The organism is Ruegeria sp. G12, assembly GCF_056533565.1.
On record NZ_JBQFOO010000007.1, the window covers coordinates 111,294 to 125,911 of the forward strand.

General features: G+C 58.0%; 13 protein-coding genes and 1 pseudogene. 6 read left to right on the plus strand and 8 right to left on the minus strand.

Annotation, left to right across the window (positions count from 1 at the left end; translation table 11 throughout):
- Positions 1-20 precede the first annotated feature (20 nt).
- Together ACR0JN_RS16170 and ACR0JN_RS16175 are read left to right on the plus strand one after the other, a co-directional pair.
- The gene (locus ACR0JN_RS16170) at positions 21-551 is read left to right on the plus strand and encodes a TRAP transporter small permease (protein WP_480816354.1); all 531 of its coding nucleotides are present in this window, start codon (positions 21-23) and stop codon (positions 549-551) included.
- A complete protein-coding gene (locus ACR0JN_RS16175) occupies positions 548-1,807 on the plus strand; it encodes a TRAP transporter large permease (protein ID WP_480816355.1) in 1,260 nt (419 codons plus the stop codon). Before ACR0JN_RS16170 ends, ACR0JN_RS16175 begins: the two co-directional genes overlap by 4 nt.
- Positions 1,808-1,824: 17 nt before the next feature.
- On the opposite strand, the gene ACR0JN_RS16180 is transcribed toward ACR0JN_RS16175, so the two are convergent.
- Genes ACR0JN_RS16180 through ACR0JN_RS16200 form a run of 5 tightly spaced genes read right to left on the minus strand, consistent with a single transcriptional unit; the run spans position 1,825 to position 7,537 of the window.
- Positions 1,825-3,348, minus strand: coding sequence for a sulfatase (locus ACR0JN_RS16180; RefSeq protein WP_480887114.1), 1,524 nt, complete (start codon positions 3,346-3,348; stop codon positions 1,825-1,827).
- A 13-nt stretch (positions 3,349-3,361) separates the two neighbouring features.
- Positions 3,362-4,192, minus strand: a complete 831-nt coding sequence (locus tag ACR0JN_RS16185) for a carbohydrate ABC transporter permease (RefSeq protein WP_480887117.1) — start codon at positions 4,190-4,192, stop codon at positions 3,362-3,364.
- Positions 4,193-4,195: 3 nt separating this feature from the next.
- Complete coding sequence (locus tag ACR0JN_RS16190; RefSeq protein ID WP_480887120.1) at positions 4,196-5,080, minus strand: carbohydrate ABC transporter permease; 885 nt, start codon at positions 5,078-5,080, stop codon at positions 4,196-4,198.
- A 55-nt stretch (positions 5,081-5,135) separates the two neighbouring features.
- Positions 5,136-6,443, minus strand: coding sequence for an ABC transporter substrate-binding protein (locus tag ACR0JN_RS16195; RefSeq protein ID WP_480816359.1), 1,308 nt, complete (start codon positions 6,441-6,443; stop codon positions 5,136-5,138).
- Between the two features lie 17 nt (positions 6,444-6,460).
- The gene (locus ACR0JN_RS16200; RefSeq protein WP_480887122.1) at positions 6,461-7,537 is read right to left on the minus strand and encodes an ABC transporter ATP-binding protein; all 1,077 of its coding nucleotides are present in this window, start codon (positions 7,535-7,537) and stop codon (positions 6,461-6,463) included.
- Between the two features lie 93 nt (positions 7,538-7,630).
- Between ACR0JN_RS16200 and ACR0JN_RS16205 the strand changes: the two genes are divergently transcribed.
- Positions 7,631-8,545, plus strand: coding sequence for a LysR family transcriptional regulator (locus ACR0JN_RS16205; RefSeq protein WP_480887124.1), 915 nt, complete (start codon positions 7,631-7,633; stop codon positions 8,543-8,545).
- Positions 8,546-8,604: 59 nt separating this feature from the next.
- Here ACR0JN_RS16205 and ACR0JN_RS16210 read toward each other — a convergent pair.
- Positions 8,605-8,772, minus strand: a pseudogene (locus ACR0JN_RS16210) (IS5/IS1182 family transposase); the annotation flags it as partial.
- 475 nt (positions 8,773-9,247) lie between these two features.
- Between ACR0JN_RS16210 and ACR0JN_RS16215 the strand changes: the two are divergent.
- From ACR0JN_RS16215 to ACR0JN_RS16225, 3 genes are all read left to right on the plus strand, one after another.
- Positions 9,248-10,282, plus strand: coding sequence for a transporter substrate-binding domain-containing protein (locus ACR0JN_RS16215; protein ID WP_480887127.1), 1,035 nt, complete (start codon positions 9,248-9,250; stop codon positions 10,280-10,282).
- A gap of 73 nt (positions 10,283-10,355) precedes the next feature.
- Entirely contained in the window at positions 10,356-11,489 is a 1,134-nt protein-coding gene (locus ACR0JN_RS16220) for an ABC transporter permease subunit (RefSeq protein WP_480887129.1), read from the plus strand.
- Position 11,490: 1 nt separating this feature from the next.
- Complete coding sequence (locus ACR0JN_RS16225) at positions 11,491-12,558, plus strand: amino acid ABC transporter permease (RefSeq protein WP_480887131.1); 1,068 nt, start codon at positions 11,491-11,493, stop codon at positions 12,556-12,558.
- A 149-nt stretch (positions 12,559-12,707) separates the two neighbouring features.
- On the opposite strand, the gene ACR0JN_RS16230 is transcribed toward ACR0JN_RS16225, so the two are convergent.
- Entirely contained in the window at positions 12,708-13,343 is a 636-nt protein-coding gene (locus ACR0JN_RS16230) for a VOC family protein (protein WP_480887134.1), read from the minus strand.
- 9 nt (positions 13,344-13,352) lie between these two features.
- Entirely contained in the window at positions 13,353-14,528 is a 1,176-nt protein-coding gene (gene metC, locus ACR0JN_RS16235) for a cystathionine beta-lyase (protein WP_480887136.1), read from the minus strand.
- Between the last annotated feature and the right edge of the window lie 90 nt (positions 14,529-14,618).

Consider the following 14,618-nt stretch of genomic DNA (forward strand, 5'->3'; position numbering starts at 1 on the left):
TCTTCATGGGGAGGGTGTAGATGTTATACAAGGTTTCCGCTGCATGGGCACGGATCGAGCTGGTGGGCGCAGCCGTCCTGGCCGCTTGCGTCACCGTGTTGATCTCGCTGAATGTTGCCACACGGAACATTGGGCACGCGTTGTTCTGGGTCGATGAGCTTGCGATCTACGCGATGGTGTGGATGACCTTCCTTGGTGCATCTGCCGCTCTGCATCACAGGGATGCCGTCTCAATCACGCTGATCTCAGAGGCCGCATCCCCTGCGGCGCGCCGCATGATCCGCAAGTTTGTGGATCTCATCGTGTTTGCCTTTTCGGTCGCAATCCTGTGGTTTTGCTGGCGCTGGTTTCTACCACTTGATCTTGCGCAAGCCGGGTTCGACACGACGACATTTCAAGGCAACACCTTCAACTTCATCTATGCAGAACCCACCCTGACACTGGGTCTGCCAAAGTACCTGTTCTGGCTGGTCATGTGGCTTTTTGCCGTTGGTTCAACGCTCCATTCGACCGCACATCTGCTGTCACGCACGTCAGAGAATTCGGCATGAGTGCAATCGTCTTTCTCATCGCCCTGCTGCTGTCTGTTCCGGTTGCGATCGTTCTTGGTATCACGGCTATCTGGTACATCTGGGAAAGCGGCAACACCGTTCTGTTCGATAGCTTCGCGCAAAAGATGTTCGGAGGGCTCGAGAATTACGGGCTTCTGGCCATCCCGCTGTTCATGCTCACCGGCGAGTTGATGAACGAAGGCGGCATGACCCGGCGTCTGGTCGCCTTGGCGCGCATCTTCGCAGGCGGGTTCCGAGGCGGTCTGGCTTACATCAATTTGCTGGCGAATATGTTCATGGCGGCCATCATCGGGTCCGCCACCGCGCAGATCGCGGTGATGTCGCGGGCTACGGTCCCCGAGATGAAGGCGGAAGGCTATGACGAAGGCTTTGCCGCCGCGACCACCGCCGCCGGAGGGCTGCTCGCCCCGGTCATCCCGCCATCGATGATGTTCGTGATTTTCGGCGTTCTGGCTCAGGTGCCCATCGGCGAAATGTTCATCGCGGGTATCATTCCGGGCCTGCTGCTGGCACTGGCATTTGCCCTGGTCATCACAATGATCGGCTGGTCCCAGCAATTTCCAAAAGGCGAGTGGTTGTCCCTTGATGACGCATGTCGCGCGCTGCTGGCTGCTCTACCAGCAATGCTGGTGCCTGTTGCGATCATCGGTGGCATTCTGCTTGGCATCGCAACTCCTACGGAATCAGCCGCGATTGCCTCTCTCATCGCCTTTCTCGTGGGCTGGCTGTTCTATCGCGATCTCGACCCGCGCAAACTGGGCCAGATGTTCGTCCGTACGGCAGCAAATGCTTCGATGATTCTCTTCATGATCGCGGCCGCAAGCGTTTTTGGCTGGGTCATCATCTATGAGGAACTGCCGCAAAAGCTCGCCGGCCTGATCACGTCGATCACCGCTGACCCGTTCATGTTCCTGCTGATCGTTAATCTGGCACTTTTGCTTGTCGGAATGGTCATCGACGGGATCGCGGCGATCATCCTGATCACACCGATCCTGCTGCCAATTGCCACCGGTTCATATGACATCAGCCCCTATCAATTCGGCGTCGTCGCGTGCCTGAACCTGGTGCTGGGCCTTCTGACCCCACCGGTGGGCATCGGCCTTTACATCGCATCGTCCATGAGCGGAACCACACCAGGTTCGATCCTGAGATCGCTCTGGCCGTTTCTGATCGCCGTGACAGCCATTCTGGTCTTGCTGAGTTACTTCCCAAATCTGACAACGTTGTTGATTTGAACTTTGCAACAGAACGTTCAAAGGTCATTGGACAGCAACCCGACCCGTTTGAATGCCTCCTTTGGTACCTGATTTCTCCTCATGATGAGCCGCATGTGGTTTTCCAGCCTCTGCACCACCTCCGGCGCGTCGATGGGGGTGTATTGGCCAGGGTCGGCGTGCAGGTCATAGAGGACCGTTGTCGTTTCGCGCGGCGTGCCCATGCAAGGCACGTCGATATCGCCGTCTTCGGCCTTGCGGGCCGGGATTTTCATCACCCGCAGCCCCTGCGCGAAATCCATTGGCGCGGACAAATCCATCTGCGACAGATTGTCGACCGAGAATGCCTCTTCCAGATGCGTGGGCATCAGCGTGTATTCATAGATCTCCTGATCGGCGATGTCATTGGGATAACGGAAATACGTATATCGCCCGTCGGTGATGTTAACGGACCCGCCGAAAATTCCATAGGCTACAGCTTCGTGCCCCGGTCCGTCTGCGGCCAACAAGGGTGTCAGGTCCTTGCCCTCAACCCCCTCGGGCTCAGGGGTCCCAAACAGTGACAGGATGGTTGGCATCAGGTCCATGGTCTGCGTCAGCGCCTGACGCGAAGTGCCGCCCTGATCGGCGTAGTCGGGGTGATAGATCATCAATGGGATATGGGCGATTTCGTTGTAATAAGGGGTGATGTTCTTGGCCCACCACTCGTGTTCCCCAAGCAGGAACCCGTGATCGGTGGTCAGGATCACCACCGTATCCTTCCACATGTCGTGCCGGTCCATGTGATCCAGCAGCCGCCCGAAATACTCGTCGCACATCTCGACCAGACCGGCGTAATTGTTGCGCAGCTCTTCGATTTCTTCGGCGCTTTCGCTGACCTTGTCATAGCGCGGCCAGTCGAGGATCGGGCCTTCGTATCCGCTGTCACGCCGCCCCTGAAACCGCTCGGGCGACCAGAAGGGTTCGTGCGGGTCGAAACATTCCAGATGGCAGAACCAGCCATCCTTGTCGGCGTTGGTGTCCAGAAACTCGAAGGCCGAGGCCATGCATTTGGCCAGCGGCATATCGGCCTCGGTCGGCTGATGGGCGCGGCTGATCATGTAGGGGACGTATTTTTCGTCCATCCCCTGAATCTGCTGCGGGTGATACATCTCGCGCCAGCGGTCCAGAGGCGGCTGGACCATGGCTTTCCAGCGGTCTTTTTCCTGCCCCCGGATGAAATCGAAGCTAGAGTATTGCGTGTGATACGTAGCCCCGCCCTCCATCCAGTAATGGGCGTGATCGGTGATCATATGGGTCCAGATGCCCGAGGATTTCAGCTCGCGGATCATCGAATTGTCAAAAGGCTCTAGCGGTCCCCAACTGCGATGCATAAAGTTCAGCCGCCCCGTGTGCAGGTCGCGGCGTGCGGGCATGCAGGGCATCGAGCCGACATAGTGATTGTCAAACCGCACCGATTTTGCCGCGAAGCGGTCGAAATTAGGCGTGGCCATGCGGGTGCCGCCATAGGCCCCCAGCGCATTGCGGTTCAGACTGTCGAACAGGACAAAGAGAACTTTCATAGGACCCTCACTGTTATTTCAGACTGCCAGACAGCAGGCCGCGGATGATGTATTTCTGACCGACCAGAACAAAGACCAGCGCCGGAATGACCGAAAGGACTGAACCCGCCGCCATTTCGCCAAACCGGATGTCATATTCCTGCGCATAGCTTGAGATGGTGACGGGGATGGTTTGCGTTGCGCTTGAGGTAAGGTTCACGGCGACGATGAAATCGTTCCAGATGAAGATGAACACCAGCACCCCGGCCGCAATCATCGCCGGGCGCAACAGCGGCAGCACGATCTGGCGGAACAGGTCCGCATCGCGACACCCGTCCAGACGACCGGATTCCAGCAGTTCCTCGGGTACTTCGTGGATGAAGCTGAACATCAGCCACAGCGCCAGCGGCAGGTGCAGCACGGTTTCAGCCAGGATCAGCCCGGTCAGCGTGTCCAGCAGGCCCACGGACAGAAGCTGCACGAACCAGATGCCAATAAAGGTGATGGGCGGCAGGATGTGAAAGATCATCGCCCAGGTGAACAGGGCAAACCGCACCCAGCGCCCGACCTTCAGACGGAACAGTGTGAACACCGCCATGGTCGAGATCGCCAGCACAAGGGCGGTCGAGATCACCGACACGATGATCGAGTTCTTCAGGCTCGACAAGTATTGCGAGGATTTTCCAAACAGCAATTCATCGAAATTGGTCCAAACCGGGGTAAAGAAAACCTGCCCCAACAGGATCGAGATCTGCGTTTTGAACGCAATGGTGACGATCCAGACAAACGGGATCAGCACCAGAATTCCGTAGATCACCACAAGGGCGAGTGCGGGCAGGCCAGAGGATCGGTGCGATTGCGGCATGGCTCAACCCTCGGTCTTTTGCACGAAACGACGCTGCAGCCACAGCGTTACCAGCGCCAGCGATGCAACGACGACCAGCGTGCACAGCGACATGACCGAGCCCAGCCCGATATCGTCCTGCGTGAAATAGGCGCGCTGGATCGACAGGCTGACCACCTCGGTCGAGGTCCCGGGCCCGCCGGAAGTCAGCAGGTAAATCTCGTCAAACACTTTGAACGACAGGATCATGCGCAGGATCAGAGTTGAAATGATCACCGGCATCATCAGCGGCAGCGTGATATAGCGCAGCACCTGCCAGCGGCTGCGGGCGTCCAGTTCGGCGGCCTCGTAGACCTCTTCGGGCAAGCCCTCGCGCCCGGTCAGCATCAGCAGGAACACAAAAGGTGTCCAATGCCAAATGTCGACGATGATCACCGCCCAGAGCGCCGCCGATTGGCTGGCCAGCCAGTTCTGTTTCGGCAGCCCCAGCGTGGTCAGCGCCAGGTTGATCGCCCCGAAATCGGCATTATAGATCAGGTTCCAGACCGCGCCGATTACGATGGGCGGCGTCACAACCGGCAGCAGCATCACAAAGATCGCCGCGACCCGCACCCAGCCCTTCATCCCCGACACCGCAAGCGCCAGCGACAAGCCGATGGCAAACTGGATCACCACAGCGAAAAAGGCGAAATACAGCGTGTTCCACAGGCCGGGCCAATAGAACAGATCGGCCTGAAACCGGCGAATATTGTCGAGGCCAACAAAGGTGGTCACGGCCTCGCCATCGACCCATTCAAGCTGATGAAACACCATCCAGACGATCTGCAGGATCGGCAGCATGGTAAACACCACCAGCAAGGTTGCCAACGGGCCCAGAGACAGCAGTTTCCAGCTTCGGTCGCCGATCATTTGATCCGTCCTTCAAGGGCATGACCCCGGCACGTGCGCGCCGGGGCCGCGCAGCTTACTGCAGGTCCGGTAGCTTGCCTGTGGCGTAGCCTTCCCGCTCCATCACCGCGTGGATTTCCGCTGCGGCCTTGTTCAGCGCCTCGGCTGCCGTCATGTCGCCGATCACTGCAAGGTTCAGATGCAGGTCGATGATCGAGTTGATCTCGTTCCGTTCGGGCACTGCGGCATAGAACAGCGCGTTACCCGCGTTCTGCGCAGTGGCGTCCAGGAACCGGTACTTCTCGGGGTCATCGAAATCTGCGGCCCCCAACCCGATGGAGACCGGAACCGAGCCGTTCTCGATCATGGCGCGCTGCCCTTCGGGCGTGTTGAGCCACTTCATGAACGCAAGCGCGGCCTGTTTCTTGTCATCGGGAATATTCTTGGGAATGCCGCCAATGAAATGGCCGGTGGAACTATAGTTATCGCCACCTTCGATTGATGGAATCTCGGCCACGCCGACCTTGCCCGCAACGATGGATTTGGCCGGGTCCTCCAACCCTGCCCAGGCCGCGTTGACCATGATCGTATGGGCGGAACGTCCGGTGGCCATGAACTGTATCATCTCGGCCTGACCGGTCGCACCCGGATCGTCGGGGCCCACGTCATGCGCAAAACTCAGAAAGGTTTCCAACGCGGCCAGCGCCTCGGGGCTGTTGAAGGTGACCGAGTAATCGCCACCGGCTTCATCGGCAAAAATCGTGCCGCCGTGGCTGTAGATATAGGGCATCGCGTTCCAGCCCACATTCTGACGCGAACCACGCACGGTGAATCCAACGCGCTCGGGCGGATTGTGCAGCGCCTTGGCATTGGCCATTAGGTCTGCCCAAGTGGTCGGAACCTCCAGCCCGGCTTCCTCATAGAGGTCGGCGCGGTAATAGAGCAGTTGGATCACCCCAGCCATGGGCAGGGCCATCAGCTTGCCGCTGCCAATGGATTTGTTGGCCTCGTCCCAATAGACCGAGCCACCGAAATCCGAGATATCGTCACGCAGCTTGTAATCGGGGTCGATATCCGACACCGCCTCAAGGAACCCACCCTCGTACATTTCGATGATGCCGAGCGCGTTGATGGTCAGCAGATCATAGATACCGTCATCCGCACGAACCGAGTTGCGGGATTTTTCCAGCAGCACCGGGAACGGCACCGCTTCGATATTTACCGTATTGCCGGAGGCTTCTTCATAAGCTTCGACCGTGGCTTCAAAGCCGGGGTACCAAGGTGACTGGTTGATAATCATCTGGATGTCGGCCTCGGCCCATGCCCCTGCGGGCAGCCCGGTCAGAAGCGCGGCGGCAGCCGTGTTTCTTAGTGTCTTCAGCATTGTCATCTCCTCCGCTGTCAGCCGTTCAGGCGCTGTCCTGTCTTGGCGCTGAACAGATGGAATTGCCCCGGTCGGGGCGTAATGGTGACGGGTGTATCCAGTGTCAGCGCCGCGTCTTGCGCGCGGTCGATCAAGGCGGCCACCCGCCCCAAAGCCCCATCACAATGAATGATCGTCTGATGCCCCAGCGACTCGGTCGCCACGACGGTCTCAGATCCGTCGCCGCCGGGCGCAATATCCAGATGCTCGGGGCGGAATCCGCAAATCACGGGGTCCCGGGTCGGCGCGTCCAACGGGCCAAGCGCAACCTGACCGCCATGTTCAGGTTGCAGCATCAGACCTTCAGGCGTTTGCACCAACAGGCCTGGCACAAGGTTCATCTGAGGCGCACCGATGAATTCGGCTACAAACAAGTTCTCGGGTCGGTCATACAGGTCGGTCGGTTTGCCGACCTGCTGGATTATGCCGTCATTCATCAACACGATCCGGTCCGCCATCGTCATCGCTTCAACCTGATCATGGGTGACAAAGACCGAGGTCGCACCAAGGCGGCGGTGCAATTGCTCGATCTCCACCCGCATCCTGGCGCGCAGTTTGGCATCGAGGTTCGACAGCGGCTCATCGAACAGAAAGACTTTGGGATCACGCACAATCGCGCGCCCCATCGCCACGCGTTGCCGCTGACCGCCAGACAATGCGCGGGGTTTTCGCGCGAGCAGATCTTGCAGCCCCAGAATTTCTGCGGCCTCATCCACGCGCCGCGCAATCTCGGCCGCGTCGGTGTCGCGCATCTTCAGGGCAAAGCCCATATTCTCGGCCACACTCATATGCGGGTAGAGAGCATAGTTCTGAAACACCATCGCCACATCCCGGTCCCTCGCCGGGATATCGTTAACCACCGCACCGCCGATCAAGATGTCACCGCCCGAGATTTCTTCGAGTCCGGCAATCATCCGCAGCAACGTGGACTTCCCGCAGCCTGACGGGCCTACTAGCACGATGAATTCACCATCGCGGATTGCCAGCGACAGGTCCGAGATCACTTCGACCGCGCCATAACGTTTCTCGATACTTCTGAATTCCACCGAATTCACTGGGTTGGTCCTGACGTTGTTGGTCTTCCCATCTTGTTTTGTCCCCTGTCTCGCAGCTAGAATCAAATTCATAAAATTCAGCAGGGGATGAATATGAGGAATACACCTGACCTCCTGCCGCGCAAGCTGCGCGTCTTTGCTGCCGTCTACGACACAGCCAGCACCACTGCTGCCGCCGAAGCGATTGGCATCACTCAATCAGCCGTGTCCAAGAGCATTGCGCAGCTCGAGGCGGATTTCGGCGTGCAACTGTTCGACCGAACGCCGCAGGGCCTGCGCCCAATGCCAACTGCTGATGCACTGCGTAAACGCACCCGATGGCTGACCCGCGAAGTTGATTTTGCGAACTCCGAAATCCAGAACACGGCCTCGCTGGCGGATGTCGAGCTGCGCATCGGTTCAGGGCCAGTCTGGAACGTGAAGCTGCTGCCCGAGATTCTACCGGGCTTCTGCGCCGATCATCCACAAATCCGTCTGGATATTGCTACAGGGTCAGGGGACTATCTGGTGCCGCGGATGATCGACGGTCACTTTGACATTTACTTCGGCGTTTTGTCCGAGGATTTCGACGGACCAGGCGTTCACTGCGAACCCCTACTTGAAATGGAGCTGCAAGTCTTTGTACGGCAGGGGCATCCTTTGCTTTCGGCGGGCACACCCCAAGCTGAGCTGTTGGCCGACTATCCCTGGATCGGTTTTTCCAGTGACGATCAACTTGAAGGGAACGTTCAAAACTGGGCGCGGCGCATGGCTGTTCCCTCACGGCAATTCTCGCTCCGGATCATGTCGCTCACGGCGATGATGGCCGTTGCCCGCGCCAGCGACCATGTCGTCTTCGCCGTTGATGCGCTTGACCAGGAGCTTTCGAGAAACGGCCTGATCAAACTGCATTTCTCCAAAAGGCCTGGACGTGTCATCAGCGGATATGCCGTCCGATCAAGTATATTGGAGCTTCCACCAATCAGGGACTTGATCTCACGCGCGCGTTCTTGCTGCGCGGATAAGTAGCTGCGGGTGTGATCCGCCCAACCTTGTTGGTCCAGCTTGAATGCTAGGGTCAGGCTTCGCAAACAGTAGTTGACGGTTGCCGCGAGAGCGATTGCCGAGAAGAAAACCTTTGGGCATCTGTCGAAACATGTCGCCAAATGCCTCCAATCCTTCAGCCGGCCAAACATGATCTCGATGTGATTTCACCGCTTGTATCTTGGCTTGCCGAAGTTGACCCGCGTCTTGCGCTGGTCGGGTTCTACCGCAAAGTCTTAGGTGGCGGAAGAAAACACACCGGACTGATGGGTTAAGAAGCCAGTTCCGCGGATTGGTGAAACGGGCAGAGTCTTGGCCGAGCAAATGCCGGAACTGGCTGTCCCTTCAATCTGAACCCACAGGCAGCGACTTAGCGGCAAGCCGCATCAAGGATGCGGCTCAAATCTGTTTTCTCGTTCGCCTCAAGTAAATCGGTATCTCCTACACACTAAGCGGGCATTCGAAACACGAAATTCTCTTACCGACCCTCGGCTCGGGAAACCGGGGACAAGAAAGCCGGCACCTCAACGCCCCTGTCAATTGCTCAAAGTCTGAGCGACTTCGCCCGACCCGTTCCGACAAAACATGAGTCTCAGGTTCGAAACTATTGACTCGTTGAGTCAAGTTATACATTCTCTATATCAATACAAATGTGCTGATATACAGAACAACAGTGGAGTTGGAAAAATGCAAATCAAAGGTTTGGCGGCAGGTTTGGCTGTGGTGGCAGGGATGGCGCTTCCCGACCTGGCGCTGGCGGAAAGCCCGACGATCAAGGCAATCCAGGAGCGTGGCACCATGTTGTGCTCGGGCCATAACGGGTCGTATTTCGGTTTTGTCGAAGTGAACGACAAAAACGAGTGGAAGGGTCTGGATATCGACCTCTGCCGCGCGATGACCACCGCGCTGCTTGGCGATCCAAGCAAAGCCCAGATTGTTCCTCTAAGCTGGGCGCAGCGGTTCCCGGCGCTGCAATCGGGCGATGTCGATGTAATCATCAAGGCGACCGGCTGGACCATGGGCCGCGACACCGAACTGGGTCTGCAGTTCTCGATCCCCTACTTCTTCGGAGGCGCACAGTTCATGGCGCATGGCGATCTGGGCATCACCGAAGCGAAAGATCTGGAAGGCGGCACCATCTGCGTCGAGGCAGGTACGACTATTGAACGGATTGCCGCGAACTATCTGCAGAGCATTGCCGTCGAACACACCATGGTCAGCTATGAAAAGGCATCCGAACTGCGTGCCGCCTATCTGGCCAACCGGTGTGACAGCTTTGTGGCATGGGGCCCGTTCCTGGCCGTTCTGCGAGCCACTGAAATGGAAAACCCGGAAGCGCATGTCATCCTGAACGACCAACTGTCGAACGAACCGATCTCGGCTGCAATGCGTCAGGGGGATGAGGGCTTTGTCGACTTCACCAACTGGATGCTGGCCGCGCTGCTGATTGCCGAAGAAGAGGGTATCACGTCCGAGAATGTGGAAGACATGGCAGCCAACCCGCCCAACCCGAAAATCGCACGTCTGCTGGGTGCCGAACCCGGCATGGGCGAACGTCTGGGTCTGCGCGACACATGGGCGAAAGAGATGATCGCGGCCATGGGCAACTACGGTGAGATTTACCACCGCAATCTGGGCGACAATAGCCCGTACAAACTGGAACGCGGTTTGAACAACCTCTGGAGCCACGGCGGTGTTCTGTACGCTCCGCAGCTTGACTAAGAGCTAACCTGGACGCGGGGCCGTGTGTTAATGCGGCTCCGCATTCTCCCCGAAAATCAGAAGATTAAAAGCCATGGACGCATCCGAATTGAAGGCGCGCGCCAACAGGCGCAAATTGATCATCCAAAGCGCGCTGATCGTTTTTTCCGCGTTGATCATTATTGGTGCCATCCAAAGTGCCAGGGTCAACCTGAGTGCTTTGGGTCTTGCCAGCGGCTTTGGGTTCCTCGAACGGTCTACCGGCTGGTCCTACTCTTTCTCGCTGATCGACCGGGATATCAACGACAGCTATGCCCGGACCCTGACAATCGGGTTCATGAACACCGTTTTTCTGGGCTTCCTGACCATCGTGCTGTCCACTGTTTTCGGCTTTCTCATCGGGACGTTCCGTGACGCGCGCAACCCGGCTCTGAAAACCGCAGCCACCGTCTATATCCAGACGTTTCGGAACATTCCGCTGATCCTTCAGGGCATCTTCTGGTACGCCATCGTGATCCACCTGCCAGGACCCAGACAGGCGATGTCACTGGGTGAGGCGATCTTTCTTTCCAATCGCGGGCTGATGATCCCGTTGCTGAACGTATCACTGACGGTAGCGCTTATCATGGTGCTGGCCCTGATCGCTGCGGCGTTTTTCATGGTGCGGATGAAAATCAGCGTTTTCAGGATTGCGCTTGCCCTGATCGGTCTGGGGTTCTTCATGGTCCTGATCGCAACCGGCCTGTCGGTTCCCGCGGGCGAGGGCGCGATCTCGTGGCCCGAACTCAAAGGGCTGCGCTTTGTCGGTGGTTTGACCATTTCTCCTGAACTGCTGGTCATGATCATTGCCATCACGCTGTACGGCTCGGCCTATATCGCTGAGGTTGTGCGCGGTGGCCTTGCCGAAGTGCCCAAGGGGCTGATCGAGGCTGGCGAGGCGCTTGGGCTGACCCGGCGCGCGATCTGGGCGCGGATCAAGATGCCAATGGCACTGCGAACGATCATTCCGCCGCTTGGCAACCAGTGGATTTTCATCATGAAAGCCACAACCATCGGCGTCGCCATCGGGTTTTCGGACCTGTTCTACATCGTCTCAACCTCGATCACGCAATCCGGGCAGACGCTGGAGCTGATCGCCATCCTTATGGGCGCGTTTCTACTGGTCAACTTCTCGATTGCTCAATTCGTCAACTGGCTGAACGAAAGCCTCAAACTGAAGGCGCATTGATATGGCTGACGCGGTCCTCTCCGGGAAATTCGACTGGCAGCAATTCCGCCGCCGGTCTTTTGCCACGCCAATGGACTCGGCTATCACCGTTGTCGTCTTTGCCGGTCTCGCATGGTTGGTCTGGCAGGCGTTGAACTGGGGCATCCTCAACGCGGTGTGGAGTGCTGATGACGTAGAGCAATGTGGCCATGGCGGAGCCTGCTGGTCCGTTATCGACGCACGACACCGTCTGATCCTGTTCGGCCTTTACCCTTATGAAGAACACTGGCGATCCACGCTGGCATGCCTGTCGATCATAGGCACCGTAGTGATTTCCTGTTTTCCGTGGACATGGACTGCTAAACGTCTGTCGACCATCTGGATCGCCGGTTTCGCCATCTACTACCTTCTGATGGAAGGCAGCCTGCTGGGTCTGCCGCAGGTCACGACCGACCAGTGGGGCGGGCTGGCGCTGACGCTGTTTTTGTTTTCCAGCGTGGTGCTGATCGGGATGCCGATGGGGCTGGGTCTGGCATTGATGCGCCGCTCGGAAATGCCGGTGGTGCGTGGCTTCGCCTCGCTGGTGATCGACCTGATCCGGTCTTTGCCGCTGCTGACAACCCTGTTCACGGCTGCTGTTGTGATTCCGATTCTGCTGCCCAGCTGGCTGGAAGGGGACAAGATATGGCGGGTGATCATCGCCTTCGGTCTGTTCTTTGCCTGCTATCAGGCCGAGGTTCTGCGCGGCGGGTTTCAGGCCATCCCCAAGGGCCAGTTCGAAGCGGGCAAGGCGCTGGGGCTGACCTATTGGCAAATCCTTGGGCGCATCGTGCTGCCGCAAGTGTTCCGCCACGCGCTACCAGCGACGGTCAACAACGTGGTTGTGACCTTCAAGGAAACCGCCATCGTCATCATCATCGGGTTCTTCGATATCCTCGCCTCGGCTAATGCGGCCTTCGGCACGGGCGAATGGGCACCTTATTACATCGAGGTTCTGGCCTTTGTCGCGGCGATCTACTGGGTCTTCCTGTTCGGGCTTGGCCAGTATGGTGAATACCTCAAACGGCGCATGAAAGTTGCAGAGCGGTAGGCCCCCCACCTTCTCTGGGGGCCCTGCGCAAGCAACCGCGCCGCCAGCAGAGGCGGTGTCGCGCTTGACATAAGTGATCGATTTGGACGCCCGGCCATCCGGCTTTGGGCTCAGGGCGACCGAAGGGACCGGCATGCGGCCCACCTGGTTTAATCCAGCGTTACAGTCCCGCTCGGGCTTTCCAGAACAAATGACAGCGCGACCGGACCCTCGGATATGTCGGCCAGATGCGAGATCTGCAGCTTCGCAAACAGGTCCTTCATGCGGTCGGTATCCGGTGTCTGAATCTGAACTTTGGCCAAAGTGACACCCAGATTCTGCTGACCCGTGGACGGGTGCGGACCCGGAGACCATTCAATGAACGCCGGAAGCAACCCGTTTTCCGGCAGATGCCCGTCTTCGGGAACGGTCAGACGCCAGGTACGATCGCCGCGCTGGAAATTGACGACCTCGCCCAGATCGACAGGGCTTGCTGCAATAACGCCGTCCAGATCATCGGTATTCACAACCCAGCACAAGGCACGCGGGCGGTCGCTCAGGCGGGCCTGTGTGGCAGGATCGTCCAGAGTAAACCACCGGACTCGGCCCGGATCAGGGGCCGTAGGGTCGATTGCGATCAGTTCGAAAAAGCTCTCGTTCCCGGCTTGCATGACACAGTTATGCGTACCCATAGCGCCGTGTTTTGAGCCTTGAGGCACGTCAACGCCCAGGGCCTGCTTCATCGCTGCGACGCCTTGTTCAAGTGTGTCCGCACCGATGGCGAAATGGTCAATTTTGTTGAGCATTCTGGTTCCTTATTCGTCAAGCAAAGGAAGCGCCCGGGCGAGGTCCGATTTCAGGCTCTCAAGGTCCTCAAGACCGATATTGAAGCGGACAAGCTGGCCGGTTTCCGACCAGTCTGTTGCCGTGCGCACGGGCGTCACGGGCAAGGCAAGGCTTTCATATCCTCCCCAGCTGACGCCAATTCCGAAATGGTGCAGTGCATCAACAAAGGCGTGTACGGCGGTTTCGCTGGTTGTGTGGAAGATGACGCCGAACAGACCCGCCGCCCCGGTAAAGTCACGCGCCCAGTTCTCGTGACCCGGGCAGGAGGGCAGCGCGGGGTGCAGAACTGTTTTGACCTGCGGCTGCGCAGCAAACCAAAGCGCCATCTCGCGCCCGGCCTTGTCGAAATACTCTATTCGCAGCTTCAGGGTTCTGAGCCCACGCAGAGCCAGCAGGATCTCCTGGCCCCCGGTTTTGTCACCGATCTGCATTACCGTTTTTCGAATAACCTTCGCATATGCTGCGTTGCTTGCCGTGATCCCCAGCATGCAATCGGAATGGCCCGAGATGTATTTGCTGCCGGAATACACCACAATATCGACACCCCAAGACAGGGGCTGGCTGAAAACAGGCGTCCCCCATGTGTTATCGAGGATGGTCGGCACCTTTGCCGATTTTGCAGCAGCCGCGATGCCCCGGATGTCGGGCATCTCGAACGTTCCCGAGCCGGGGCTTTCAAACATGATTGCCGCAGTTTCCGAACGAATCAGATCGCCGATCTTGCTGCCAATCAGAGGATCGAAGTATTCGACCATTACCCCCTGTTGTGTCAGCAACCCGTCACAAAAGGCCCGTGTATTGCCATATACGTTGTCGGCGACCAGAACATGGCTGCCGGGCCGGGTCAGGGCCATCAGTGCGGTTGTGATAGCCGCCACGCCCGAAGAGGTCAGAGTGATCGCCTCCGCACCTTCCAGCTTTGCCAGCATCAACTCCAGCTTGTGTGTTGCCGCGTTGCCGTAACGCCCATAATAGAGCGTACCGCTCTCGTATCGGGCGTCGCGGGCGGCATCGAACGCTTCAAAGGTGTCAAACACCATTGTTGAGCCAAGCTCGATTGGCATATTCACGTGCCGGCCCTCTTCGCGATCGGGTCGACCATCCTGCACCAGGCAGTCTGCTAAACTGAATGGGGTGTCCTGCACTTTTGCGCCCTCTGAAGCCGTTCGGAATGATGACAGCCCGCTAAATTTGTGTCAATATTCAGAAAGACAGTTTATTATATCGGAACAACA